At 66.1% G+C, this 22744-nt stretch carries 24 protein-coding genes; 11 read left to right on the forward strand and 13 right to left on the reverse strand.

The genetic code is table 11. From position 1 onward, the window contains the following. Positions 1–6 precede the first annotated feature (6 nt). Entirely contained in the window at positions 7–828 is an 822-nt protein-coding gene (nadE, locus tag ArtHe_RS15735) for an ammonia-dependent NAD(+) synthetase (RefSeq protein WP_248317784.1), read from the reverse strand. Positions 829–950: 122 nt separating this feature from the next. On the opposite strand from nadE, the gene pyrE reads away from it, so the two are divergent. Both pyrE and ArtHe_RS15745 read left to right on the forward strand, forming a co-directional pair. Beyond that, positions 951–1520, forward strand: coding sequence for an orotate phosphoribosyltransferase (pyrE, locus tag ArtHe_RS15740; RefSeq protein WP_066300831.1), 570 nt, complete (start codon positions 951–953; stop codon positions 1518–1520). Positions 1521–1544: 24 nt separating this feature from the next. Continuing rightward, positions 1545–2552 carry an alpha/beta hydrolase gene (locus tag ArtHe_RS15745; RefSeq protein WP_248317786.1) on the forward strand — a complete coding sequence of 336 codons (1008 nt, stop codon included), beginning with the start codon at positions 1545–1547 and terminating at the stop codon, positions 2550–2552. Between the two features lie 21 nt (positions 2553–2573). On the opposite strand, the gene ArtHe_RS15750 is transcribed toward ArtHe_RS15745, so the two are convergent. Beyond that, entirely contained in the window at positions 2574–3326 is a 753-nt protein-coding gene (locus ArtHe_RS15750) for an HAD-IIA family hydrolase (RefSeq protein WP_083521695.1), read from the reverse strand. 171 nt (positions 3327–3497) lie between these two features. Here ArtHe_RS15750 and ArtHe_RS15755 point away from each other — a divergent pair, with 171 nt between their 5' ends. The 3 genes from ArtHe_RS15755 to ArtHe_RS15765 all read left to right on the forward strand — a co-directional run bounded on the left by ArtHe_RS15755 (position 3498) and on the right by ArtHe_RS15765 (position 5706). Further along, complete coding sequence (locus tag ArtHe_RS15755) at positions 3498–4148, forward strand: TrmH family RNA methyltransferase (protein WP_248319828.1); 651 nt, start codon at positions 3498–3500, stop codon at positions 4146–4148. A 116-nt stretch (positions 4149–4264) separates the two neighbouring features. Beyond that, positions 4265–5284: a class II fructose-bisphosphate aldolase gene (gene fbaA, locus ArtHe_RS15760; protein ID WP_248317788.1), complete on the forward strand. Its 1020-nt coding sequence runs from the start codon at positions 4265–4267 to the stop codon at positions 5282–5284. Beyond that, positions 5284–5706 carry a DUF3151 domain-containing protein gene (locus ArtHe_RS15765; RefSeq protein WP_248317789.1) on the forward strand — a complete coding sequence of 141 codons (423 nt, stop codon included), beginning with the start codon at positions 5284–5286 and terminating at the stop codon, positions 5704–5706. Before fbaA ends, ArtHe_RS15765 begins: the two co-directional genes overlap by 1 nt. A 160-nt stretch (positions 5707–5866) precedes the next feature. On the opposite strand, the gene ArtHe_RS15770 is transcribed toward ArtHe_RS15765, so the two are convergent. The 3 genes from ArtHe_RS15770 to ArtHe_RS15780 all read right to left on the reverse strand — a co-directional run bounded on the left by ArtHe_RS15770 (position 5867) and on the right by ArtHe_RS15780 (position 8289). Next, positions 5867–6805 (reverse strand): lantibiotic dehydratase C-terminal domain-containing protein, encoded by a 939-nt coding sequence (locus ArtHe_RS15770; protein WP_248317790.1) that lies wholly within the window; start codon positions 6803–6805, stop codon positions 5867–5869. A 378-nt stretch (positions 6806–7183) separates the two neighbouring features. Then, positions 7184–7669 carry a DUF427 domain-containing protein gene (locus tag ArtHe_RS15775; RefSeq protein WP_248317791.1) on the reverse strand — a complete coding sequence of 162 codons (486 nt, stop codon included), beginning with the start codon at positions 7667–7669 and terminating at the stop codon, positions 7184–7186. Next, a complete protein-coding gene (locus tag ArtHe_RS15780; protein ID WP_349238364.1) occupies positions 7585–8289 on the reverse strand; it encodes a hypothetical protein in 705 nt (234 codons plus the stop codon). Before ArtHe_RS15780 ends, ArtHe_RS15775 begins: the two co-directional genes overlap by 85 nt. 184 nt (positions 8290–8473) lie before the next feature. On the opposite strand from ArtHe_RS15780, the gene ArtHe_RS15785 reads away from it, so the two are divergent. Then, positions 8474–9763 carry an adenylosuccinate synthase gene (locus ArtHe_RS15785; protein ID WP_066300852.1) on the forward strand — a complete coding sequence of 430 codons (1290 nt, stop codon included), beginning with the start codon at positions 8474–8476 and terminating at the stop codon, positions 9761–9763. 76 nt (positions 9764–9839) lie between these two features. Here ArtHe_RS15785 and ArtHe_RS15790 read toward each other — a convergent pair whose 3' ends face one another. Next, complete coding sequence (locus ArtHe_RS15790) at positions 9840–10208, reverse strand: VOC family protein (protein WP_248317792.1); 369 nt, start codon at positions 10206–10208, stop codon at positions 9840–9842. 130 nt (positions 10209–10338) lie between these two features. Next, complete coding sequence (locus tag ArtHe_RS15795) at positions 10339–11334, reverse strand: DUF2804 domain-containing protein (RefSeq protein WP_248317793.1); 996 nt, start codon at positions 11332–11334, stop codon at positions 10339–10341. A gap of 104 nt (positions 11335–11438) precedes the next feature. On the opposite strand from ArtHe_RS15795, the gene ArtHe_RS15800 reads away from it, so the two are divergent. Continuing rightward, positions 11439–12557, forward strand: coding sequence for an NAD(P)-dependent alcohol dehydrogenase (locus ArtHe_RS15800; RefSeq protein ID WP_248317794.1), 1119 nt, complete (start codon positions 11439–11441; stop codon positions 12555–12557). Between the two features lie 41 nt (positions 12558–12598). Then, the gene (locus ArtHe_RS15805; protein WP_248317795.1) at positions 12599–13405 is read left to right on the forward strand and encodes a carbon-nitrogen hydrolase family protein; all 807 of its coding nucleotides are present in this window, start codon (positions 12599–12601) and stop codon (positions 13403–13405) included. Here ArtHe_RS15805 and ArtHe_RS15810 read toward each other — a convergent pair. Beyond that, complete coding sequence (locus ArtHe_RS15810) at positions 13402–14817, reverse strand: amino acid permease (RefSeq protein WP_248317796.1); 1416 nt, start codon at positions 14815–14817, stop codon at positions 13402–13404. The genes ArtHe_RS15805 and ArtHe_RS15810 overlap by 4 nt on opposite strands. 358 nt (positions 14818–15175) lie before the next feature. Between ArtHe_RS15810 and ArtHe_RS15815 the strand changes: the two genes are divergently transcribed. Both ArtHe_RS15815 and ArtHe_RS15820 read left to right on the forward strand, forming a co-directional pair. Beyond that, complete coding sequence (locus ArtHe_RS15815; RefSeq protein ID WP_248317798.1) at positions 15176–15748, forward strand: RNA polymerase sigma factor; 573 nt, start codon at positions 15176–15178, stop codon at positions 15746–15748. Continuing rightward, positions 15720–16472: a hypothetical protein gene (locus tag ArtHe_RS15820; protein ID WP_248317800.1), complete on the forward strand. Its 753-nt coding sequence runs from the start codon at positions 15720–15722 to the stop codon at positions 16470–16472. The genes ArtHe_RS15815 and ArtHe_RS15820 overlap by 29 nt, the downstream gene beginning before the upstream one ends. 54 nt (positions 16473–16526) lie before the next feature. Here the strand turns inward: ArtHe_RS15820 and ArtHe_RS15825 are convergent, their stop codons facing one another. Next, on the reverse strand, positions 16527–17033 hold the full coding sequence (locus ArtHe_RS15825; RefSeq protein WP_248317801.1) for a CoA-binding protein: 507 nt from the start codon (positions 17031–17033) through the stop codon (positions 16527–16529). Beyond that, positions 17026–18420 carry an O-acetylhomoserine aminocarboxypropyltransferase/cysteine synthase family protein gene (locus ArtHe_RS15830; protein WP_248317802.1) on the reverse strand — a complete coding sequence of 465 codons (1395 nt, stop codon included), beginning with the start codon at positions 18418–18420 and terminating at the stop codon, positions 17026–17028. The genes ArtHe_RS15825 and ArtHe_RS15830 overlap by 8 nt, the downstream gene beginning before the upstream one ends. Before the next feature lie 153 nt (positions 18421–18573). Here ArtHe_RS15830 and ArtHe_RS15835 point away from each other — a divergent pair, with 153 nt between their 5' ends. Next, complete coding sequence (locus tag ArtHe_RS15835) at positions 18574–18834, forward strand: hypothetical protein (protein WP_066300876.1); 261 nt, start codon at positions 18574–18576, stop codon at positions 18832–18834. Here ArtHe_RS15835 and acs read toward each other — a convergent pair. The 3 genes from acs to ArtHe_RS15850 are packed head-to-tail and all read right to left on the reverse strand — an operon-like array spanning position 18831 to position 22719. Further along, positions 18831–20810, reverse strand: a complete 1980-nt coding sequence (gene acs / locus ArtHe_RS15840; RefSeq protein WP_248317803.1) for an acetate--CoA ligase — start codon at positions 20808–20810, stop codon at positions 18831–18833. The two genes, ArtHe_RS15835 and acs, sit on opposite strands and share 4 nt — an antisense overlap. Beyond that, a complete protein-coding gene (locus tag ArtHe_RS15845) occupies positions 20801–21673 on the reverse strand; it encodes an ABC transporter permease (protein ID WP_248317805.1) in 873 nt (290 codons plus the stop codon). Before ArtHe_RS15845 ends, acs begins: the two co-directional genes overlap by 10 nt. Beyond that, positions 21673–22719 carry an aliphatic sulfonate ABC transporter substrate-binding protein gene (locus ArtHe_RS15850; RefSeq protein ID WP_248317806.1) on the reverse strand — a complete coding sequence of 349 codons (1047 nt, stop codon included), beginning with the start codon at positions 22717–22719 and terminating at the stop codon, positions 21673–21675. Before ArtHe_RS15850 ends, ArtHe_RS15845 begins: the two co-directional genes overlap by 1 nt. Between the last annotated feature and the right edge of the window lie 25 nt (positions 22720–22744).

Here is a 22744-nt window from a genome sequence, read left to right on the forward strand (position 1 = left end):
CCGCCCCTACTTCCACCAGGAATCAAGCAGCGAAACGGGCGTGGTGCGCTTGTGGCGGGTCGCCAGGTAGCGCTTCTCGATCTTCTGCGCGGTGTCTTCGGAGACTTCGCGGCCCTCGAGGTAGTCATCAATCTGGTCGTACGTGATGCCCAACTCGGTTTCGTCTGTCTGGCCCGGAACACCGTCGAGCAGGTCCGCCGTCGGGACCTTGCCGACCAGGGTGTCCGAGGCGCCCAGAGCGGAGAGCAGCTGGCGGACCTGGCGCTTGTTGAGGCTGAACAAGGGCAGAATGTCCGCGCCGCCGTCGCCGTACTTGGTGAAGAACCCGGTCACGGACTCCGCGCCGTGATCGGTGCCGATCACCAGCAGGTTGTGCTGGCCGCCGACGGCGTACTGGGCTGTCATGCGCACGCGCGCCTTGATGTTGCCCTTGTTGAAGTCGCTGATGGTTTCGCCGGACATGACGGTGTATTCCTTTTCGAAGCCGTCCACGGCGTCGCCGATGTTGTAGACCCAGGAGGTTTTGGGGCGGATGAAGTCCAGCGCGGCCTGCGCGTCGTCTTCATCGTGCTGCACGCGGTAGGGCAGGCGGAGTGCGATGAAGTTGGCGTCGGTGCCGCCGTCGTTCAGCTCTTCCACGGCCAGCTGGGCCAGCCGGCCGGCCAGAGTGGAATCCACGCCGCCGCTGATGCCCAGCACGAATCCTGCGGTGTGGGACGCGAGCATGTAGTCCTTGAGGAAGTCCACCCGCCGGCGGATCTCCGTCTCCGGATCGATGCTGGGCTGCACACCCATTTCGGCAATGATTTGTGCTTGTAGTTCGCGCATGGCGTTCAGCCTATCCAAAGCAGGGCCGGTGCAGCAGGTGATGCGAATCACTGCGGCGGGACGGGTCAGGCACGGCTGTTCCAACAGCGGCCTGATCAGGGTGCTCCGATAGGATTAGGACCATGACTTCCCCGCAGACCGCCGCGTCCCGTGCCCGCCTCCTGGAACTAATCAAGGAACTGGCGGTGGTACGTGGAAAGGTGATCCTCTCCAGCGGCAAGGAAGCCGATTACTACATTGACCTGCGCCGCGTCACGCTGCAGCACGAAGCCTCCCAGCTGGTCGGCGAGGTCATGCTGGACATGATCGAATCCGCCGGCATCAGCTTCCAGAGCGCCGGCGGCCTGACCATGGGCGCCGACCCAGTGGGCACTGCCGTAATGAACGCTTCGGCCCGCAACGGCGGCACCGTTGACGCGTTCGTGGTCCGCAAGGCGCAGAAGTCCTACGGCATGGGCCGCCAGGTTGAAGGCCCGGATGTGTCCGGCCGGGATGTTGTGGTGCTCGAGGACACGTCCACCACCGGCGGATCCGCGCTCGCCGCCGTCGAAGGGGTCCGCAAGGCAGGCGGCAACGTGGTGGCCGTCGCGGTCATCGTGGACCGCGATACCGGCGCCAAGGAACGGATCGAAGCCGAAGCCGGCGTCCCGTACCTGTTCGCGTTCGGCAAGGATGAACTCGGACTCGACTAGGTCCAACACCTGCAGCGGGAGCCTATGACCGATGACCCAGAAGAGGTCCTGCGCTCGGCGTCGGACCTGGGACGCTACTCCCGGCGGCGGTTCCTGGTGGGAGCCGCCGCAGGCCTGACGCTGGCCACGGACCTGTTTGTTACCCGGCTCATCCAGGAGGGCCGCGAGGAACTGGAAATCCTGCCGGTGCGCGACGACGAGGCGGCCGCCCGCTTCCCGCGGTCCATGTGGTTCCTCTTCCCCGGGTACAAAACCAGCTGGGAAGAAGCCGTCTGGATCCTCAATTCGCTGCGCCCAGCCCTGGCGAGCCGGGGGCAGATGGCCGCCGTCGGCTACTCCAACAAGGGCCTGGACGTGGATACCGTGGAGGCGGAGGTCTTTCGGTTCATCCGCACCCGCCGGATCAACCGGGTTTATTTCTACGGCCACAGCTTCGGTGGGATGCTCGCTGTGGAAATCGCCGCCCGGCTGCTGGCCCGCGGCGTGCAGGTGGAAATCATCCTGCTGGACTCCAGCCCGTCCGGCCGGTTCGACGTGCTGGATGCGGCCATGATCCAGGGCGTGGTTTTCCTCTACGAAGCCGGCGCGCGGATCCCCAGCGCACTGCGCGGCGGCTACGAGCTCCGCGAGCGGATCCTGCACAAGGACGAACGCAGCTGGAGCACCATCGCGGACCAGACGCTGGAGCAGCTCTCACCGCTGGCGCCGTCGAGCACCCTGATCCAATCGGAATCGTCCTACATTTACCACTACAACGCAGCCACCTTTGCCGGTGCCCTCGGGAAGGCCGAGCTCGCGTATCTCGGCAACCCGGATGACACCACGGTGAACTACTACACCGCCCGGCAGCGCTGGACCGAACTGTTCCCGCAGAACATGGTTTCCAACGGCCTGGTGACCGACGGCGCACGGCCGGCCCACGCCAGCCCGCAGTGGAATCCGGTCATCTACCAACAGGTGGTCCAGGACATCCTGGACACCTACGCGCCGCTCCCGGCCACCGGCGGCGGAGGCACTAAAACACCGTTCTAGCCTCCGCGCCGGAACCGGGAACTAAACCGTGTTGATCAGGTCCGCCACGGAGTTCAGCACCTGTGACGGGCGGAACGGGTAGCGGCTGATGTCTTCCCGCTGGGTGATCCCGGAGAGCACCAGCACCGTGGTCAGGCCAGCCTCGATCCCGGCGATGATGTCAGTGTCCATCCGGTCACCGATCATGCCGGTGGTTTCCGAGTGCGCGTCGATCTTGTTCATGGCAGAGCGGAACATCATCGGATTCGGCTTGCCCACAATGTAGGGGACGCGGTCGGTGGCCGCGGTGATCAGCGCCGCAATCGCGCCCGTCGCCGGGATGGGACCCTCCGCGGAGGGACCGGTGACATCCGGGTTGGTCGCGATGAACCGGGCACCGTCCAGGATCAGCCGGATGGCCTTGGTGATCGTGCCGAAGGAGTAGGTCCGGGTCTCGCCCAGGACCACATAGTCCGGGTTCGTGTCGGTGAGGATCAGGCCGGCCTCATGCAGCGCCGTCGTGAGTCCCGCCTCGCCGATCACGAAGGCGCGGCCCGGGGAGGAGGAGTTCTTGAGCTGGTCCTTGAGGAACTCCGCGGTGGCCAGGGCCGAGGTCCAGAGGTTCTCCTCCGGGACTTCCAGACCGGAGGCATGCAGCCGGGCGGCCAGGTCCCGCGGTGTGTAGATCGAGTTGTTGGTCAGCACCAGGAACCGCTTGGAGGTGTCCACCCAGCGGTTGATCAGTTCCGAGGCCCCGGGGATCGGCTGGTTCTCGTGGACCAGCACTCCGTCCATGTCGGTCAGCCAGCACTCGATGTTCTCGTTTTCGCCCACGGTTCCCTCTTCCTGCGTTCAATGCCGGCTCGTCCCGCGGAACGCCGGGGCGCACAGTCTCCGCCCCGCGCGGATGCGGGAAGGTCCAGTCTTTCACCTTAGGCTGGAAGGGTGATAGAGAGCCCCGAAACAATTGACGTTCCCGAGCCCGGACCGGCGGACTCCGCAGTCCACGTGGTCGGCGTCGGACCGTGGGAAGGGCCCTGGCCCGAGGGGGAGCACTGGGACCCTGAGCTGCTGGCCGCCGGCGACCGCCGGAACGTGGTGGATGAATACCGCTACTGGAAGCACGACGCGATCGTTGCGGACCTGGATACGAAGCGGCACGAATTCCACGTCGCCATCGAAAACTGGCAGCACGACCTCAACATCGGTTCCGTGGTGCGCACGGCCAACGCATTTATGGCCAAGGAAGTGCACATCATCGGACGACGCCGGTGGAACCGACGCGGAGCCATGGTCACCGACCGCTACCAGCACGTGCGCCACCACCCCACGGTGGAGGACTTCACCGAGTGGGCCCGCTCGGAGGGGCTGGCGATCATCGGGATCGATAACTTCCCGGACTCCGTTCCGCTGGAAACCTACGACCTGCCGCGCAACGCCGTCCTGGTCTTCGGCCAGGAAGGTCCGGGCCTGACGCCGGAAGTCCACGAAGCCGCTGAAGCCACCCTCTCGATCGCGCAGTTTGGCTCCACCCGGTCCATGAACGCCTCCGCGGCGGCGGCCATCGCGATGCACGGCTGGGTGCGCCGGCACGTTTTCGGGCAGAAAGTCTCCTGAGCCCCGGCGAAGGAGTTTAACCACCCTGATGCTCCCGGGGCACTTGTGGCTAGGATGGGAGGAGCCAAAGAGGGCCCGTCCCTGCCGCATTTTCTCAACTTCGCTAAGGAGTCAGCATGCCTATTGCAACCCCCGAGATCTACGCAGAGATGATCGACCGGGCCAAGGCGGGGGGATTCGCATACCCGGCTGTCAACGTCACCTCCTCGCAGACGCTGAACGCCGCGCTTGCCGGCTTCGCCGAAGCGGGCTCCGACGGCATCGTCCAGGTCTCCACCGGAGGCTCGGCCTACTGGTCCGGAGCCTCGGTCAAGAACATGGTCACCGGTTCGCTGGCCTTCGCCGCCTACGCCCGCGAAGTGGCCAAGAGCTACGACGTGAACATCGCGCTGCACACCGACCACTGCCCCAAGGACAAGCTGGAGGAGTTTGTGCTCCCGCTGCTGGCAGCCTCCGAGGAGCGGGTGAAGCGCGGCGAGGATCCCGTGTTCAACTCGCACATGTGGGACGGTTCCGCCGAAACACTGGATGAAAACCTCAAGATCGCCCAGGACCTGCTGGCCCGTACCGCGGCCGCCAAGATCATCCTCGAAGTCGAAATCGGCACCGTCGGCGGTGAAGAGGACGGCGTGGAGAACGAGATCAACGAGAAGCTCTACACCACCGTCGAAGACGGCATGGCCACCATCCAGGCCCTCGGCGACGGCAGCAAGGGCCGCTACCTCACCGCGCTGACCTTCGGCAACGTGCACGGCGTGTACAAGCCCGGCGGCGTGAAACTGCGCCCGGAAATCCTGCAGGAAATCCAGACCGCAGTCGGCGCTTCGATCGGCAAGGAAACCCCGTTCGACCTGGTCTTCCACGGCGGTTCCGGCTCCTCCGCCCAGGAGATCGCCGACGCCGTGTCCTACGGCGTGGTGAAGATGAACATCGACACCGACACCCAGTACGCCTACACGCGTCCGGTGGCGGACCACATGTTCCGTTACTACGACGGCGTGCTGAAGGTCGACGGCGAGGTTGGCAACAAGAAGCAGTACGACCCCCGCGTCTGGGGGGCCTCTGCCGAGAAGGGCATGGCCGCCCGCGTGGTCGAAGCAGCACAGTCCCTTGGATCGGCAGGAAAGCACCTCTAATGTCAGACGAATTCCGCAAGAACCTGCTCGGCCCCGAGCCCACTTATCTGCCCGAGGAAACGGACGTCCTCGCCCGCCTCGAGGCCGGTGACGAGCCCGTGGACCTGGCAGCTAAGTTCCCCACGTCCTCCCTGGTCTGGGCCCTGCTGGCCGACGATGCCTACGCCGAGGGCCAGCCGGTGGAGTCCTATGCCTACGCACGGGTGGGCTACCACCGAGGCCTGGACGCCCTGCGCCGGGCCGGCTGGCGCGGCACCGGGCCCATCCCGTGGGAGCACGAGCCGAACCGCGGTTTCCTTCGGTCGCTCTACGCCCTGGGCCGCGCGGCCGCCGCGATCAATGAAGCTGAAGAGGTGGACCGGATCGAGAAGTTCCTGGACAGCTCCGATCCGGCCGCCAAGGCGGCCATTGAAGCCGCATAACTGGAATTACTGATAAAAGAAATCCAAGGAGCCTTTGGGCTCCTTGGATTTCTTTTATGTTCCGGGGATTATTTGCAGGAAAGCGCATGGCCTTTCTGGCACAGGATAGTCAGGGTTCTCTGCGGAGTTAATCCGGAAAAGTGAATGGCGCTCATTAATCTCAGTCCTCTTGGGGTGCTTTCCAATGCCTGGACTGTATGCCGGCCTGGGATTCGGACTGCGCATCCATGCCGAAGCGGGCTGCCATTTCATGAATCTGGTGGAGTGTCAGTTGCTGGGCGCAGCGGCTGACCCCGGCCTTGTCTGCGCGGTAGAGGTAGTTGTCGACTCCGCGCAGCCATTTCCGGCGCCAGTTGTGTACCGATTGTTCGGCCGCCGCGGCGCGCATCACGGCGTGCTCACGGTGCAGGAGGGTCGAAACCTGGCGGTGGAAGCTCCGGTTGCTGTGGCCCCCTGACCGGCCAATCCGGCCCAGCGTGGTGTCCAGATGGGCATCCCAGAAGAAATCCCAGGAGACGCGGCGCCGGTCCGCCCATGCTGCGGAACGGGGGCCGCGCATCATCGCGTCGGCCGCGTCGTACATCAGCAGGGCCAGCAGCGCGCGGCGGGTCTGTGCGGTGGCAAACCTGGAGACCGCCCACAGTGTCAGGTCAGAGGACAGCTCGAACAGTTCCTCCGCCAGATTGAGCCCCTGCTCACCGCCCAGCCGGTACAGCTGCAGGGAATCTTCACTGCCGCTGTCCGGGCTGGAGACGGCGGAGGTGTGCCTGCGGGTGCTCACCTCCGTGGGCAAAAGACCCAGCTCTTCCTCTGACTGCTGCCGCAGGGCGGCAAGGAAAGAAGTAATCCGCCGCCCCGAGTCCGCCGCGCCGGAGAACCGGGTTTCAAGCAAAATGCCGCCCTTGACGGGCCGCCGTGAAAAATACCAGCGCTGGGAATTCCACGTGCGGGCCTGCGCAACCAGGGGGGTGAGGATCAAGGTGCACGCCCGGTCAGTGGCGGCCTGGTTCGGGAGCTGAGTGGTGAGAAAAGTCAAGGTCGCTGCCCGTTGGTCCGTGTCCCTTCCGCTGCTGCGGTGTGTTTGCGTTGCCAAAGTCATGGTGCTCCTTTTCCGGTACAGCTCGACAGGCGTGGGTCGCACAGGGGAAAGACTCGCGATGTCATGATGAAAACCCGGAAAGACTAATGAAAGCAAGGGTTCGTGTTGGAATAAACCGGCCTCAAGCAGCTTCCGTTGTGATACGCATTCTGGTCTTCTCGCCACAGTCCCGCGGTGTTACCATTTTTGTTTTTCCCGGACCTTAATGGCGGAAACAATGAGGTCATTAAGTCAATAGACGGCGGGCGCTAAGGGCGGCTGGGGAGGTCAAAACTCTAATCCTTATAAACCAGATGTTATTCAGCCGCCGCGTGCACTGCCGTCATTCTGCTGCTATAGCCCCTAACCAGGACCAGGACCAGGTGCCCGGCGGGGCGGTTACCAGCCCCAGGTGCCAGGCGGGCCCTTGAACGGGCCGGTCACCCGGCTGGTAATCCAGCCGCCGTAAAAGTCGCCGTCCTGGGGCTGCACCTCCTCGCCGTCCACCCGCACGGAGTCCATCAGCCCGGGGTACAGGGCGGCCGTATCGGCCAGCTCCTCGTAGCCGGGTGCCGGGTGTGGATAGGCCCAGGCCGCCCGCGCGGCACGGTGGCCGCCTGCGACGACGTCGTAATAGGAAGCAGCACCCTTGAACTCGCAGAAGGTGCGGCCCGGCACCGGGTGCAGGGCGCCGGAGACGAAGTCCTCCAGCGGCAGATAGTAGACCGGAGGATGGCTGGTTTCCAGCACCCGCAGCGCCGACGACGACTGCGCCAGCAGGGTCCCGCCCAGCCAGACTTCTAACGATTCATCGCTGGGTTCGATCCGGGGCGGGCGCGGGTAAGACCAGACGGATTCGGTATGCGGGTGAAAACGGTTCGCCATGGCCCGCTCACTTCGTCTCGTGCCGCCTCGCGGGCGGTGATGGTGGTGGTGACTGCAAGGATCTGCGGCCGGGACGGCACCGAGGAGAACCCGAACCGCACCGGCGGGCTGACCGGTGCCAGTGGTCCCAGGTCCTGCCCGTTCCAGGAGCATTCCGCCGCCGCGATACGGCGGATGGAACGCACACCGTAATATTCCAGCCGGTCCCCGGTGGTTCCCGCGGTCCGTACCCCGCGCACGATCAGCCCGGCCAGCGGATTCACTGCGCGCAGCCAGGAAGGATGCACAGCCAGCGGCGCCGGCACCGTCTGCAGGACATGGCCCAGGACCGTCACCCGTCCCAACTCGGCACGCAGCCGCAGCGGACCGCCGTCGACCGCCAGCGTTGCACCGTTCAACCGTGCGCTGACCGGCACAACGTCCACCGCATCAAAGGAATAGGTGGAGGAAACGTACCGGGCCGTGTTTTCGTCAGGGGCCAGCAGCAGGCGGGAACCGAACCGGTTCTCCACCATGACATCGGTGAACGGGCCGAACGGGGAATCCGGCCAGTGGCCCACTACCAGGCGGGTTCCGGAGGCGGTGCCCAGCCCGGCGATATAGCCGCGGAAGCGCTCCATGGCTTAAACCGTACGCCCGGCCGGCCGCTTCCGGAGGGGGCCGGCCGGAGATCGGCTAAACTTGACTGGTAAGAGCCCCGCAGCTTGAGCGTGTTCCACGCCACGAGTGCAGGGGCGTTCTCATGCACGGTAGCGGTTCAGCGCCTGGCGCGGCTCCCTAGCGTAACTAATGGGGGAGGATCCCATGCCAGCAATTGTCATCGTCGGCGCCCAGTGGGGCGACGAGGGTAAAGGTAAGGCCACCGACCTTCTCGGCGGCCGCGTCGATTACGTCGTCAAGCCCAACGGCGGAAACAATGCCGGCCACACCGTCGTCGTCGGCGGTGAAAAGTACGAATTGAAGCTGCTGCCCGCCGGCATCCTGAGCCCCAACGCGATTCCGGTCATCGGCAACGGCTGCGTGGTGAACCTCGAGGCGCTGTTCGCCGAAATCGACGGTCTTGAGGCCCGCGGGGCGGATACCTCGAAGCTGCGGATCTCCGCCAATGCCCACCTCGTTGCCCCGTTCCATCAGGTAATGGACAAGGTCACCGAACGCTTCCTGGGCAAGCGTGCCATCGGCACCACCGGCCGCGGCATCGGCCCTGCCTACATCGACAAGGTTGCCCGCCTCGGCATCCGGGTGCAGGACATCTTCGACGAGTCGATCCTGCGGCAGAAGGTCGAAGGCTCGCTGCGGCAGAAGAACCAGCTGCTGCTGAAGGTCTACAACCGCCGCGACGTGGATCCCGAAGAGATGGTGCAGTACTTCCTCTCCTACGCGGACCGGCTGCGCCCCATGGTCATCGACTCGGTGTACGAGTTGAACAAGGCCCTGGACGAAGACAAGGTCATCCTAATGGAAGGCGGCCAGGCCACGTTCCTGGACGTGGACCACGGCACCTACCCGTTTGTGACCTCCTCCAACCCGACGGCAGGCGGCGCCTCGGTGGGCTCCGGCATCGGCCCCACCCGCATCAACCGCGCCGTGGGCATCATCAAGGCCTACACCACCCGCGTCGGCGCCGGCCCGTTCCCCACCGAACTCTTCGATGACATGGGCCTGTACCTGCAGAAGACCGGCGGCGAGTTCGGTGTGAACACCGGCCGTCCCCGCCGCTGCGGCTGGTACGACGCCGTCCTGGCCCGCCACGCTTCCCGCGTAAACGGCTTCACGGACTACTTCGTGACCAAGCTGGACGTGCTCACCGGCATCGAGAAGATCCCGGTCTGCGTCGCCTACGACGTCGACGGCGTGCGTTTCGACGAAATGCCGATGACGCAGACGGACTTCCACCACGCCAAGCCGGTTTTCGAGTACTTCGACGGCTGGACCGAGGACATCACCGGCGCCCGGACCCTTGAGGACCTGCCGGAGAACGCCCGCAACTACGTGCTGGCATTGGAAAAGCTGTCCGGCACCCGGTTCTCCGCGATCGGCGTCGGCCCGGACCGCGACCAGACGATCGTGATCCGCGACCTGATCAGCGAGTAGTTTTTTCCAGCGAAGGCCCCGCAGCCGTTTGGCTGCGGGGCCTTCGCTTGTCCTGCCGCCGTTTCGAGCCCGTGACCTACTCGGAGCCGTCGCCGGAGAGGACGCAGAACTCGTTGCCCTCCGGATCCGCCATCACGACCCAGGAGACATCCGGTCCCTGGCCGACGTCGACCAGGACGGCGCCCAGAGCGAGCAGCCGTTCGACTTCCTCCTCCTGGGTGCAGCCGTCCGGCACCAGATCCAGGTGCAGCCGGTTCTTGGCTGTTTTGGGTTCGGGGACAGGGAAAACGTCGAGCGGCGGGCCCAGGAAACCGTTGCGCGGTGCCAGGCTCTTCCCGCCATCGAATTCCTCGGCCACCTGGTAATCCAGCGCCCGGGTCCAAAACCCGGCCAGCATGGGGACGTCAACGGCGTCCAGGGCGAGGGATGAGAATCTGCTGCTCACGGCTGGCTCCTTCGGCGGCGCGGAAAAGTACCTGCGAACCTAGCAGCGTCGTTCTCCGGGCGTCAATGGACAGCTCTCCCGGCTGCGGGACCGGACCGGGAACGATGCTTTTGCAGCCCGGGCGGCGCAGCTACCAGCGGTTCCGGGCCTCCTCCACCCAGCCTTCCAGCCCGTCGAGCTGGTAGCGGGTGCCGTCCGGCGTGGCCGCCCAGCCGGACCAGATGCCAAAGGCCTGCCAGATTTTCGAGGACACCAGCACGGCGTTGGTGGCTGCCCGGCGCCGGTGGAACGGGGTCAGCACCGCGTCGATCCATTCGCCCCGGACCTTCCACTCTGCCATCGGATTGGCGAGGTCATAGGTGAACTCCAGTTCGCCGTCGTAATGGTGCAGCACACCGTCCACGATCAGCGCGTTCTCCGTCGCCGGTGTGCCGTCGGTCCACAGCCCGCCCAGCTGCAGGCCGAGCCGGGTACCGTCCACGGTCCCGGACCCGGCCGCCCAGATCCACCGCTTGGAATAGGGCCAGCGGCCCCGGCCACGGTCCAGCACGGCGAATGATTCCGGCCCGCCAACCAGGTACTCCCGGCCGTCCACGGTGACGGTTCCACTGACCTCGCGGGCGACGTCCTTGAGCGTGTACTGGTAGCGCGTGGCCGACCAGGGGACCACGACGCCGAGCACGTCGCCGGCAGCGGGCGCATAAAGTTCGACGCCGATGCGTTCCGCGGCGGCGCGCAGGTGCGTGCCGCCGTCGTCGTCGTGGAAACGCAGGTGCGTCCCGCCCATGGTGCCGACGGCGGTCAGCGGCGGGGGCGTATTGGGCAGGATGGTGGTGGAGCCGGGAGGGATGGTCAGCGGGTCATAGCTGATCTCCTTGCCGGTGGCCCGCTCCAGGACGTAGAGCTGCAGGGCAGCCGCGTAGTCCAGATGAACGATCGTCATGTCGACCGCCAGCTCCGGAGTCAGCACACCCCAGTACTCCCAGCGCTTGGTCCGCCAGCCGTGCCGCAGCCCGGAGGGAAGGTCCGTGAAGCCGTGCAGGGCAGTGCGGGAGAAGCCTGCGGCGGCGGGATTCAGGGTGCCGTTCTTCCGGGACAGCTGCACCGGTTCCTTGATCTCTTCCATGGCGCAACAGTCTAGGATGCGGGCGGCAAAAATCCCGGTTCATCCGGCCGCCATACTTCGCGGAGGCCCTGACGGCGGCGACGGCGGCGGCGTAGCGTGGCCCTATGACTGCCCAGGCACGTGCCGCGATTCTGCGCGGCGTCCATGAACCCTTCGAAATCACCGACGTCACTCTCGATGATCCCCGGCCGGACGAGGTGCTGGTCCGGGTTACCGCCTCCGGAGTGTGCGGGACCGATCTGGGTGTCCAGGCCGGACATATTCCCTTTCCCCTGCCCGGAGTCCTTGGGCATGAAGGCGCCGGCGTCGTGGAGGCCGTTGGATCCGGCGTCACCTCGGTGGTGCCTGGCGACCAGGTGCTGCTGAGCTTTTCCAGCTGCGGAGTCTGCCGGAACTGCCGCATGGGCCACCCGGCCTACTGCACGGACTTCCTGGACCTGAACCTGGTGGGCGGGCAGCGCATGGATGGGAGCGCCACCATCACCAAGGACGGCAAAGGGGTCCACGGGCACTTCTTCGCCCAGTCTTCCTTCGCGAACTACGTTCTGGCCGATGCCCGCGGGGTCACCAGGGTGGACCCGGACGCCGACCTGAGCCTGCTGGCACCGCTGGGCTGCGGCATCCAGACCGGGGCCGGCGCCGTGATGAACGTCCTGCGGCCGGAGCCCGGTTCCACCCTCGCCGTCTTCGGGGCCGGTCCCGTGGGCCTGGCCGCAGTGATGGCCGCAGCCCTCTCCGGCTCCACCCGCATTGTGGTGATGGACCTGGTGGACTCCCGGCTCGAGCTGGCCCGCCAACTTGGTGCCACCGACGTCGTCAATTCCGGCAGCACCGACGCACTGCAGGCTTTGTTCGAGCTGACCAACGGCGGCGGCGTGACGCATGCGCTCGAAACCACCGGAAGTACCCGGGTGGCAGCAACCGCCGCCGATGCCCTGGCACCGCTGGGGAAGCTCGGACTGATCGGCGCGCCGGCCGCAGGATCAACCGTGGAACTGGACGTGAACTTCATGCTCAACGGCCGGCAGGTCATCGGCATCACGGAAGGCGACTCCACGCCGCAGATTTTCCTGCCCGCGCTCGTGGAGCTGGTGCAGCAGGGCCGATTCCCGCTGCAGAAGATGATCACCCGGTACGGGTTCAACGAGATCAACGACGCCGCCGCTGCGGCCAAGGCGGGAGAGGTCCTGAAACCTGTGCTCCACTTTGAGGACCTGCATTAGGCTGGAGGAAAGTCCGGTCCTCAAGGCAAGGCGGTAGCCCAATGTTGGTCAGCGTAGGTCAGTTCAGCCCCACCGGGGACGTAGCGGAAAACCTGACGGAGATGCGCTCGCTGGCTGAGAAGGCCAAGAGCGGGGGATCGGCGCTGATCGTGTTCCCCGAAGAGTCGATGTTCAGCATCGGCAAGGTCGAAGGAACCCTGGCAGAAGCGGTCGACGCCGGCTGGAGCACCTTCGTCCAGCGGCTGTCCCTCCTGGCGGCGGAACTGGAAATCGCCGTGATTGCCGGCGGCTACGAGTCCTCCGGCGAGGAACGCCCCTACAACACCCTGGTGGCGATCGAGGCGGACGGCCGGATCGCGGCGACCTACCGGAAACTGCACCTCTACGACGCGTTCAGCTATTCCGAATCCACCCGGATCAAGGCCGGCGACCGTGGAATCCAGGTGGTGGAAATCGGCGGCCTGCGGGTGGGCCTGATGACCTGCTATGACCTCCGGTTCCCGGAACTGGCCCGGGCCCTGGCCGTACAGGGAGCGGATCTGATTGCCGTCCCGGCGGCCTGGTTCAAGGGCGAACACAAAATCGAGCACTGGGAAACGCTGCTTAAGGCCCGGGCGATCGAAAACACCGTCTGGGTCGCAGCCGCGGGTACGTCCAGCGGGCACACCATCGGACACTCGGCCATCCTGGATCCGATGGGTGTGCCGCAGGTCTTCCTGGCCGATGAGACCGCCGGGGTGGCCACCGCGGAAGTGACACGGAACCGGATCGAGGAGGTCCGGGAATTCCTGCCCGTGCTGCGCAACCGCCGGTTCGCCGTCAACGAGCAGATCGAAGCGGCCAACTAGCTCCGGGCGGAAGGTGTGGGCAGCTCGATCGGCTCCCGGCCCTTGCCCTTAATCAGGAACTGGTAGGCGGCCAGCATCAGCAGAAGCCACACCACGCCCACGGCCAGCGCCGTCCGGCCTGGACCGGTGAAGGCGAGGATGACGGTCACCAGGCCCAAAAACGCCAGCGTGACGTAGTTCAGCAGCGGCCATCCCGGGAAAGGGAAGCCCGCTGACGGGGTTCCCTCCCGGCGCATCTGGCGGCGCATGCGGTGGTGGCTGAGCAGGATGGAGGACCACGTGAAAATGGTGGCAAAGGTGGCGGTGGAAGCGACCACCAGGAACAGCTGCTCGGGGATCCACAGGTACAGCCCCAGGCCGCAGACAAGGCTGGCCATGATGATGGCCACCGGCCAGACAGGAACACCGAACCGTGAGACGCGGGTGAATCCCTGCGGAGCGTGTCCCTGCTCCGCCAGGCCGTACATGGTGCGGGAAGCGGCATAGAAAATCGAGTTCATGGCGGAGAGAGCCGCTGTGAGGACAACGGCGTTGATCAGGTGCTCGGCGAAGGGAATGCCCAGCCCGGCGAAAACCTGTACAAAGGGGCTGCCTTCGGAACCGATCCTGTCCCAAGGCAGGAGGCAGAGCATCACACCCAGCGAAAGCACGTAGAAGAGCAGGATCCGCACGGGCACGGTATTAACTGCCTTGGGGATCGCCCGCGAAGGGTCACCGGTTTCACCGGCGGTCACACCGAGGGTTTCGACGCCGCCAAAGGAGAACACCACGATTCCCAGGCTCATCACGATGCCCCATACCCCGAACGGCGCAAACCCGCCGTGGTCCACCAGGTGGTTGACTCCGGGCTCGTACCCGCCGGTGCTGACCCCGAACACAATCAGGTAGATGCCGCCGGCAATCATGGCGACGATGGTGGAAACCTTAATCAGGGTGAACCAAAACTCCAGTTCGCCGAAGACGCTGACCCGCATCAGGTTCAGCCCGCCGATCAAGAGCATGGCCGCGATCATCCAGAGCCAGCCCGGTGTGTCCGGGAACCAGAGGCCCATATACATGCTGACCGCGGTCATGTCCGCGATGGCAACGATGATCATTTCGAACGCAAAGGTCCAGCCGGTCAGGAACCCCATCCGGGGACCAAGATAGCGGCCGGCGTACTGGGCAAACGAACCCGCGACAGGGTGGCGGACCGCCATCTCACCGAGCGCACGCATCACCAGGAACACGGCGCAGCCGGCGATGATGTAGGCAATGAGCACAGCGGGTCCCGCGGCCTGGATGGTCTCGGAGGAGCCGTAGAAGAGGCCGGTGCCGATTGCGGAGCCGAGGGCGATGAAACGGATATGCCGCAGTGAAAGACTGCGTTTGAGCTCTGTGTCGTGGTGCGTGGTGGAGTTGCTGAGGGTCATCAATATCCTGTGCCGCGGGGCTTGGCCGCGGGTTGCCGGTCCGGCGCGGAGCTGGCGTTTTTGATCCCGGCCGGCCGCGCCGCGTCCGCCGTTGGTAAGGCGGAGCCCCCTTAAGTCTCCCACATTCCCTGCCGGCGATGCCTGGCAGGACGGGCTGCGGGGGTCCCCGTCCGGCGCGGGAAAAAGAAATTCCTGCTGCCGCGTAACCTTTTCGGCCTCCGGTGCGATTACCCCTGTGTAATGGCCGCGCCGGGGCTTATCCCCCCAACGAGCTTCGGCGTGGCTATTTCCCTGCAGGACCTGCCTAGGCGGGGTACGATTTGGTTCGCCCCAACGTCCCAGATCGAAAGACCCCGCCTTGGCTGACCCGCTGACAGAGCAGATGGTCTCAGAGGCGCGCGCGGACAACCCGGTGGCCCTGCGGTCGGTCTACCAGGCGCTGGCTCCCGGGGTTCTTGGGTATCTGAGATCCAAGGGCTGCGAGGATCCGGAGGCGCTGGCGCAGGAGGTATTCCTGACCGTCTTTTCCAAGCTGCAGACCGTTGAAGGCGGCGCCGCCGGACTGCGGACCTTCGCCTTTTCGGTGGCCCACGCCAGGATGGTCGACGATCACCGCCGGCGGGAACGCCAGCCGGCCGCAGCACCATATGACCCGCTGGCGGATACCCGGTACACCCTGTCAGCCGAAGCTGCTGTCCTGGACTCCGTTCTGGCGGCGGAGCCTCTTTTGGCAGGACTTACGGAGCAGCAGCGCGAGGTTCTGCTGCTGCGGGTCGTGGCAGATCTGTCCCTCGAGGATTCCGCCAAGATTATGGGGAAGACGGCCAACTCCGTCAAACAACTTCAGCGGCGGGCGCTCATCGCTCTGAAGGAACGCATCGCAGGAAAGGAGGCAGCCGAGCATGAACGGTACGTCCAGCAACCCCAATGACGCGGAAGCAATCCGGCACCTCTTGGCGGAATCAGGTGTGGAAGCCTCCCAGGAGCTCACCGATGCTCTTCTGCGCCTGCGGAAAGCCGGAGGGGAACCGGCACCGGCGCCCTGCGCCGAACTCGAAGCCCTCTTCACCGCGGGGGTCACGCCCCTGCGGAAATCTACCCGCCGGCGGGGCTTCCTGCTGGGCGGCGCGGTGATTGCCGCGATGGCGGCGGGCACCACCGGTGTGGCCGCAACCAGCCATGACTTCTGGGTGACGGCCGAGACGGCGCACGAAGCACCTGCTCCCTTCAGCTACGAGGAGGTTCCGGCCCCCACGCCGGAACCTCCCATTGACCTGGCAGCCAGCCCCGCTGCCGTACCTGGCCCGGCCCCGGCAGAGCCGGAGCCCGTAGAGGAGGCCGCCGCTGATCCCGTCCCGGCCGCGCCTGCCCCTGTCCCTGAGGAAACCGCCGCTGAGGAAGCCACTGATAAAACGGAGCCCGGTTCCGGTGCAAACCGTGGCTGGTCCACCGGCGGCCGCGGGGACGGTCACGGCCGCGCGGAACGTCCCGGGCACCAATGGGACGACGATGATGACGACGACGACGGCTCCCGCGGTGGGCAGCACGCTGTACAACCCGGCGGGTGGCAGCAGCAGAACCAGGGCAGGGACTGGTCATCCGGCGGCAGCCGGAACCACGGCGGAGATTCCGCCTGGGGTCCCGGATCCCGCTAGACCTATGCCCCGGCCCTGCTCCCGCAGGTCTTCACCCCGGACAGGGCCCGGACGCTACGCCGTGAGCTGGCGTTTCGAGGAAATGACCCCGGTGTTGAAGCCGGCCAGGTTCAGCCCGCCGTGGAAGCGGGCATGCTCGATCTTCACGCAGCGGTCCATCACCACGTTCATTCCGGCGGCTTCGGCATCCCGGGCCACTTCCTCATGCCAGGAGCCCAGCTGCAGCCAGAGCGTCTTCGCGCCCACGGCCTTCGCCTCTTCCAGGACAGTCGGCAGATCATCGTGCCGGCGGAAAACGTCCACAATGTCCGGGGTCTCCGGCAGGTCCGCCAGCGAGGCGTAGACCGGCTGGCCCAGGATCTCCTTAGCCACCGGGTTCACAAAGTAGACCTTGTACGGCGAGGAGGAGAGCAGATAGGTGGCAACGAAGTAGGAGGCCCGGGACGGTTTGTCCGAGGCGCCCACGATGGCGATCGACTTGGCCGACCGGAGCAGGGCGAGGCGTTCGGGGGCGCTGGGGCCGGCCCAGGTGCGGCTTTCTGAAACGGCATTCTCAGACATTGGCGGACTCCTGGGTTTCGACGGCGGCCGGGGCGGGCACGGTGCAGGACGCGGCAGCTTCAGCGGTCCCGGCGGCGGGGGCTGCAGCGCCGGATGCTGCGGCTGCTGCTGCTGCGGTGAGACCCTGGTCCAGGTCCCAGAGAATGTCCTCCAGGTCCTCCAGACCCACGGAAATCCGCACGAGGTCCTCCGGAACACCGGCCGCGGCCATCTGCTCGGGGGAAAGCTGCTGATGGGTGGTGGAACCGGGATGGATCACCAGGGTGCGGGAATCGCCGATGTTCGCCAGGTGTGAGGCGAGCTGCAGCGATTCGATGAACACCTGTCCTGCAGCGCGGCCGCCCTTCACCCCGAAGCTGAAGACCGAGCCGGGGCCCTTGGGCAGGTACTTCTGCGCCCGCTCATGGTGCGGATGCGATTCCAGGCCAGCGTAGGACACCCAGGCGACGCGCTCGTCAGCCTCCAGCCACTCGGCCACGGCCTGGGCGTTGCGCAGGTGCTCGTCCACGCGCTGGGCGAGGGTTTCCACCCCCTGCAGCAGCTGAAATGCGGACTGCGCGGAGAGCGTGGGTCCTATGTCGCGCAGCTGCTCGGAGCGCAGCTTGGTCAGGAAGCCGTACTCCCCGAAATTCCCCCACCAGGAGATGTTGCCGTAGGAGGGCACCGGTTCGGTCATGGCCGGGAACTTGCCGTTGCCCCAGTTGAATGTGCCGGCCTCGACGACGACGCCGCCCAGGGTGGTGCCGTGCCCGCCGATGAACTTGGTGGCGGAGTGGATCACGATGTCCGCGCCGTGCTTGAACGGCTGGACCAGGTAGGGCGTGCTCAGGGTGGCGTCGAGGATCAGCGGCACACCGGCGTCGTGCGCCACCTTGGCCAGGCCCTCAATGTCGGTGACTTCGCCGCTCGGGTTGGCCACAACCTCGGCGTACACGGCCTTGGTGTTTTCCTGGATGGCTGCCGCGTAGTCCGCGGGGTCCGTGCCGGGCACGAAGGTGGTCTCGATGCCGAAGCGGCGCAGCGTGACGTCAAGCTGGGTGACCGTGCCGCCGTAAAGCTGGGACGCGGCCACAATGTGGTCCCCGGCCTGGCAGAGCGCCGCGAAGGTGACGAATTCGGCAGACATGCCCGACGCCGTCGCCACCGCACCGATGCCACCCTCCAGGGAGGCGATGCGCTCCTCAAATGCGGCCACCGTGGGGTTGCCGATGCGGGAGTAGATGTTCCCGTACTTCTGCAGCGAGAAGAGGTTGGCGGCGTCGTCGGTGTCCTTGAAGACAAAGGACGTGGTCTGGTAGATGGGAACGGCGCGCGCACCGTGGATGGCGTCGGGCGTGCCGCCCGCGTGCAGGGCGCGGGTACGGAATCCGAACTGGCGATCACTCATGGGACTGAGTGCTCCTTCCTTAGGGGGACCGCTGCGAAGCGGTAAGGCAATGGTTGCTTTATTGGGCGGTGGAAACCAACAATGTTGAGGACAGTTGCGCTGAGCGGGTTCTCACTCCGGCCGGAGCCTGAACCCCACACACCGGGAGTGGGCATGGAACAGTACGTGATCGTCGTCGAAACCGGTTACAAGCTGGCTTCCGCCAACCACAAGATCACCCCCACGGATCCCATGGACCGGATGGACGCGCAGCGGCTGTTCCTTGAACTGATGGAGAACGGGCATCCTGACCTGCTGCCGGAGAAAAAGGACACCTCGATCCTGGAGGTCTCCCCGGTCGAGTTCATCCGGCTGCACCGCGCCATGGGCGGGGCGGTGGAACTGGACCGGGTGACGCTCGCGCGGGTGCATTAGTCAGTGCTCCCGGTGCGCCGGGCCTCGCACGCGGCGTGGATCGCCGGAATGCACGGTTCGTTCTGCAGGCTGGTGGTGTCGCCCAGCGTGCTGCCCTCGAACAGCTGGGTCAGCAGCCGGCGCATGATCTTGCCGGACCGGGTTTTGGGCACATCGGGAACCACCACGACGGCGGCGGGCTTGGCGATCGGCCCGATTTCCTTGGCGACGTGGTTCCGCAGCTCCTTGGTCACCGCGTCCGCATCCTTGGCCGCGGCCTCGGTCAGGACCACGAATGCGGCGATCGCATGCCCGGTCTTCGGATCGGCGACGGGGCAGACCCCGGCTTCAACGACCCAGGGGTGGGAGACCAGGGCGGACTCGATTTCGATCGTGGAGAGCCGGTGGCCGGAGACGTTCAGGACGTCGTCCACCCGGCCCAGGATCCAGGTGTCGCCGTCGTCGTCGTACCGGGCGCCGTCGCCGGCCAGGAACCAGCCCTGCTTCGCGTACTGCCGCCAGTAGGAGGACAGGTAGCGCTGCGGGTCGCCCCAGCAGGTGCGGGCCATGGAGGGACCGGTCCGATCCACCACGATGAACCCCTGCACATTCGGCGGAACGTCGTTGCCGTCCCCGTCGACGATCCGGGTGGAGACGCCGGGCAGGGCGCGGGAGGCGCAGCCGGGCTTGAACGCGGTGTCGGTCTGGCGCGGGGAGAGGATGGTGGCGCCGGTTTCGGACTGCCACCAGGTGTCGATCACCGGGACGTCGCCGCGGCCGAGGTTCTGCCGCAGCCAGCGCCAGGCCTCCGGGTTCACGGCCTCGCCCACGGTGCCGAGCAGCCGGATTGAGGAGAGGTCCCAGGTGTCCGGAACGCCGTCGGGGAACCAGCCCATCAGGGAGCGGACCAGGGTGGGAGCGGTGTAGTAGCTGGTGACCTTGTAGCGTTCGATGATTTCGAAGTGCCGGCCAGGATGCGGGGTGTTCGGGGTGCCTTCGAAGATCACCTCGGTGACACCGTTGGAGAGCGGTCCGTAGATTTCGTAGGTGTGCGCGGTGACCCAGGCGAGGTCCGCGGTGCACCAGTGGACGTCGTCGGCGCGGGCGGATTCGTCCGGGTTGGCGAAGAGGAATTCGTAGCTCCAGGACGCCTGGGTGAGGTAGCCGCCCATGGTGTGCACCAGGCCCTTGGGCTTTCCGGTGGTGCCGGAGGTGTACATGATGAACAGCGGGGTTTCGGCGTCGAAGGACTCCGGTTCGTGCACGGCGGAGGCAGTGTCCACGGTTTCGTGCCACCAGACGTCGCGGCCCTCGGTCCAGGCGATGTCGCAGCCGGTGCGCTTGACCACCAGGACGTGCTCGATCGCGTTGGTGCCGGAGACGGCCTGGTCCGCGTTGTCCTTGACCGGGACGGCTGCCCCGCGGCGGTACTGCCCGTCGGTGGTGACCAGCAGTTTGGCCCGGGTGTCTTCCACCCGGAATTTCAGTGCTTCGGCGGAGAAGCCGCCGAACACGAGCGAGTGCACGGCCCCGATCCGGGCGCAGGCCAGAGTGATGATGATGGTCTCGGCGATGACGGGCAGGTAGATGACCACCCGGTCGCCTTTTTCGATGCCGAGCGCCAGCAGTGCGTTGGCGGCGCGGGAGACTTCCCGCTGCAGGTCCGCGTAGGTCAGCGTGCGCCGGTCGCCGGGCTCGCCCTCAAAGTGCAGGGCAGCCTTGTCCCCGCGGCCGGCGGCAACGTGCCGGTCCACGCAGTTCACCGCGACGTTGAGCTTGCCGCCGTCGAACCACTCGATCTCCGGGACGGTGTACTCCGCGTCGGCTTCAGGAACCTCAGGTGCGCTGAGGCGCTGCGGCGGGAAGAACCGGTGCGCGGTGTGCCATGGTTCCTCCCACTGCAGCCGTCGGGCGGCTTCCTCCCAGAACGCGATGCGCTCTGCTTCGGTGCCGAACTCCGGTTCAGTGGCCGGCTGGATTGCTGTTGTTACGCCCACTTCTTTACTGCCCACTTTTCTGCGACGCCCAGCAGGGCATCCGTTGTCTTGCCAATCACTGCCAGCAGCACGATCGCCAGGAACATGCGGTCGGTGCGGCCGTTGTTCTGCGAGTCCGTGAGCAGGAAGCCGAGCCCCATGGAGGAGGCGATCAGCTCGGCCGCCACCAGGAACAGCCAGGACTGCGCCAGCGCCAGCCGAAGGCCGGAGAACACGGCGGGTACGACGGCGGGCAGCTGCACCGTGGTGAGCAGCTTGACCCCGTTCAGGCCGAAGGCCCGTGCCGCTTCCACCAGGTTCTTGTCCACGTGGCGCAGTGCCAGGGACACGGTGGTGAAGACCGGGAAGAACGCGCCGATGGTGATCAGCGTGACCTTGGAATCCTCGCCGATGCCCATCCAGAGGATGAGCAGCGGCACCAGGGCCAGCGACGGGACGGCGCGGATGGCGCCGAACAGCGGGCCGAGCAGGACATCGGCCAGCTTGGACAGGCCCAGCAGGGCGCCGAGCACCAGGCCCAGCGCGGCGCCGGCGGCGAAGCCGGTCAGCACGCGCTGGGTGGAGATGGCGATGTGCGTCCCCAGCTCCCCGCGTTCCAGCAGGTCGGTTGCGGAGCTCAGCACCGCTCCCGGCGAGGGCAGCTGCACGGCGCTGAAAACCCCCAGCGCCGAAACCAGCTGCCAGAGTGCCAGGATCAGCACGGGTACGACGAGGCCCAGGACCACCCGGACCCAACCTTTGGACAGCGGTCCGGCGGGGCCGGCCTTGCGTTCCGGCCCGGAAGGCTTCGGGGGAAGAGCCGCCGGCGGGCCCTGGATGCCGCCGGATACGACCGAGCCTACGGTGAGGTACGAATCGCTCATTAGGATTCCTTGATGGCTTCCGGATCGGCCTGCTTCGCGAAGGAATCGTCCAGCAGGCTGGCAATGGCGTCGTCGATCGTGGACTGCTGCGCGACGTCACCCGTCTCGACGAAGGTGGGGCCGATCTTTTCCAGGACCGAACGCTGTGCGTCGCCCGGAACCGCGTTCACGTCCAAGTTGCTGCGCTCCAGGATCACGGTCTTGGCGACCTCGAGGTCCAGACCGGCGACGTCGGCCAGGATCTGTGCGGTTTCCTCCGGGTTTTCAGCGGCCCAGGTGCGGGCCTTTTCGTAGGCGTTCACGACAGCCTGCGCGAGTTCGGGCTTTTCCTCGAGGAAGGACTCGGTGGCGTTCAGGAAGCCGTAAGTGTTGAAGTCCAGGTTGCGGTAGACCAGTTTCGCTCCGGCCTGCTCAGCGCCTGCCATGATCGGGTCCAGCCCGGCCCACGCGTCCACGGCACCGTTTTCCAGTGCGGTGCGGCCGTCGGCGTGCTGCAGGTTTTCCACCGTCACGTCGGAAGTGCTCAGGCCGGCTTCCTCCAGGGCCTGGACCAGGAAGAAGTACGGGTCGGTGCCCTTGGTGGCGGCGACCGACTTGCCCGCGAGGTCCGCCACCGAGGTGATGTTCGAGTCCGGGCCGACCACCAGGGCCGCCCACTCGGGCTGGGAGAAGATGCTGATGGTCTTGATCTCCGAGCCGTTCGCACGGGCCAGCAAGGCGGCGGATCCGGCGGTGGATCCGACGTCGATCGCTCCGGCGCGCAGCGCCTCGTTCGCCTTGTTGGAGCCGGCCGACTGCACCCAGTTCACGTCCACGCCCTGCTCGGCGAGCGTTGCCTCCAGCCAGCCCTGGTCCTTGATGACCAGGCTCAGCGGGTTGTAGGTGGCGAAGTCGATGTTCAGGGTGCCGCCGTCGGCCGCTGAATTGTCGGCACCGGCGGAGGAATCCTCACCGGCAACGCAGCCGGTCAGGGCCAGCGAGAACGCGGCGGCGGTGGCGGCGAGTACCGCGAGGGGACGGCGGGAGAAGCGGGAACGGCTGTTCATGGGGATTCCTTCGGATGGAGAAATG

The sequence above is a fragment of the Arthrobacter sp. Helios genome, assembly GCF_023167125.1.
In the GTDB taxonomy this organism is placed as follows: Bacteria; Actinomycetota; Actinomycetes; order Actinomycetales; family Micrococcaceae; genus Arthrobacter_B; species Arthrobacter_B luteolus.

What these genes read in the sequence shown, in the direction of transcription:
- nadE (WP_248317784.1), bottom strand. Translation starts at nt 828, where the DNA reads ATGCGCGAACTACAAGCACAAATCATTGCCGAAATGGGTGTGCAGCCC.
- pyrE (WP_066300831.1), top strand. Translation starts at nt 951, where the DNA reads ATGACTTCCCCGCAGACCGCCGCGTCCCGTGCCCGCCTCCTGGAACTA.
- ArtHe_RS15745 (WP_248317786.1), top strand. Translation starts at nt 1,545, where the DNA reads ATGACCGATGACCCAGAAGAGGTCCTGCGCTCGGCGTCGGACCTGGGA.
- ArtHe_RS15750 (WP_083521695.1), bottom strand. Translation starts at nt 3,326, where the DNA reads ATGGACGGAGTGCTGGTCCACGAGAACCAGCCGATCCCCGGGGCCTCG.
- fbaA (WP_248317788.1), top strand. Translation starts at nt 4,265, where the DNA reads ATGCCTATTGCAACCCCCGAGATCTACGCAGAGATGATCGACCGGGCC.
- ArtHe_RS15765 (WP_248317789.1), top strand. Translation starts at nt 5,284, where the DNA reads ATGTCAGACGAATTCCGCAAGAACCTGCTCGGCCCCGAGCCCACTTAT.
- ArtHe_RS15770 (WP_248317790.1), bottom strand. Translation starts at nt 6,805, where the DNA reads ATGACTTTGGCAACGCAAACACACCGCAGCAGCGGAAGGGACACGGAC.
- ArtHe_RS15775 (WP_248317791.1), bottom strand. Translation starts at nt 7,669, where the DNA reads ATGGCGAACCGTTTTCACCCGCATACCGAATCCGTCTGGTCTTACCCG.
- ArtHe_RS15780 (WP_349238364.1), bottom strand. Translation starts at nt 8,289, where the DNA reads ATGGAGCGCTTCCGCGGCTATATCGCCGGGCTGGGCACCGCCTCCGGA.
- ArtHe_RS15785 (WP_066300852.1), top strand. Translation starts at nt 8,474, where the DNA reads ATGCCAGCAATTGTCATCGTCGGCGCCCAGTGGGGCGACGAGGGTAAA.
- ArtHe_RS15795 (WP_248317793.1), bottom strand. Translation starts at nt 11,334, where the DNA reads ATGGAAGAGATCAAGGAACCGGTGCAGCTGTCCCGGAAGAACGGCACC.
- ArtHe_RS15800 (WP_248317794.1), top strand. Translation starts at nt 11,439, where the DNA reads ATGACTGCCCAGGCACGTGCCGCGATTCTGCGCGGCGTCCATGAACCC.
- ArtHe_RS15805 (WP_248317795.1), top strand. Translation starts at nt 12,599, where the DNA reads ATGTTGGTCAGCGTAGGTCAGTTCAGCCCCACCGGGGACGTAGCGGAA.
- ArtHe_RS15810 (WP_248317796.1), bottom strand. Translation starts at nt 14,817, where the DNA reads ATGACCCTCAGCAACTCCACCACGCACCACGACACAGAGCTCAAACGC.
- ArtHe_RS15820 (WP_248317800.1), top strand. Translation starts at nt 15,720, where the DNA reads ATGAACGGTACGTCCAGCAACCCCAATGACGCGGAAGCAATCCGGCAC.
- ArtHe_RS15825 (WP_248317801.1), bottom strand. Translation starts at nt 17,033, where the DNA reads ATGTCTGAGAATGCCGTTTCAGAAAGCCGCACCTGGGCCGGCCCCAGC.
- ArtHe_RS15830 (WP_248317802.1), bottom strand. Translation starts at nt 18,420, where the DNA reads ATGAGTGATCGCCAGTTCGGATTCCGTACCCGCGCCCTGCACGCGGGC.
- ArtHe_RS15835 (WP_066300876.1), top strand. Translation starts at nt 18,574, where the DNA reads ATGGAACAGTACGTGATCGTCGTCGAAACCGGTTACAAGCTGGCTTCC.
- ArtHe_RS15845 (WP_248317805.1), bottom strand. Translation starts at nt 21,673, where the DNA reads ATGAGCGATTCGTACCTCACCGTAGGCTCGGTCGTATCCGGCGGCATC.
- ArtHe_RS15850 (WP_248317806.1), bottom strand. Translation starts at nt 22,719, where the DNA reads ATGAACAGCCGTTCCCGCTTCTCCCGCCGTCCCCTCGCGGTACTCGCC.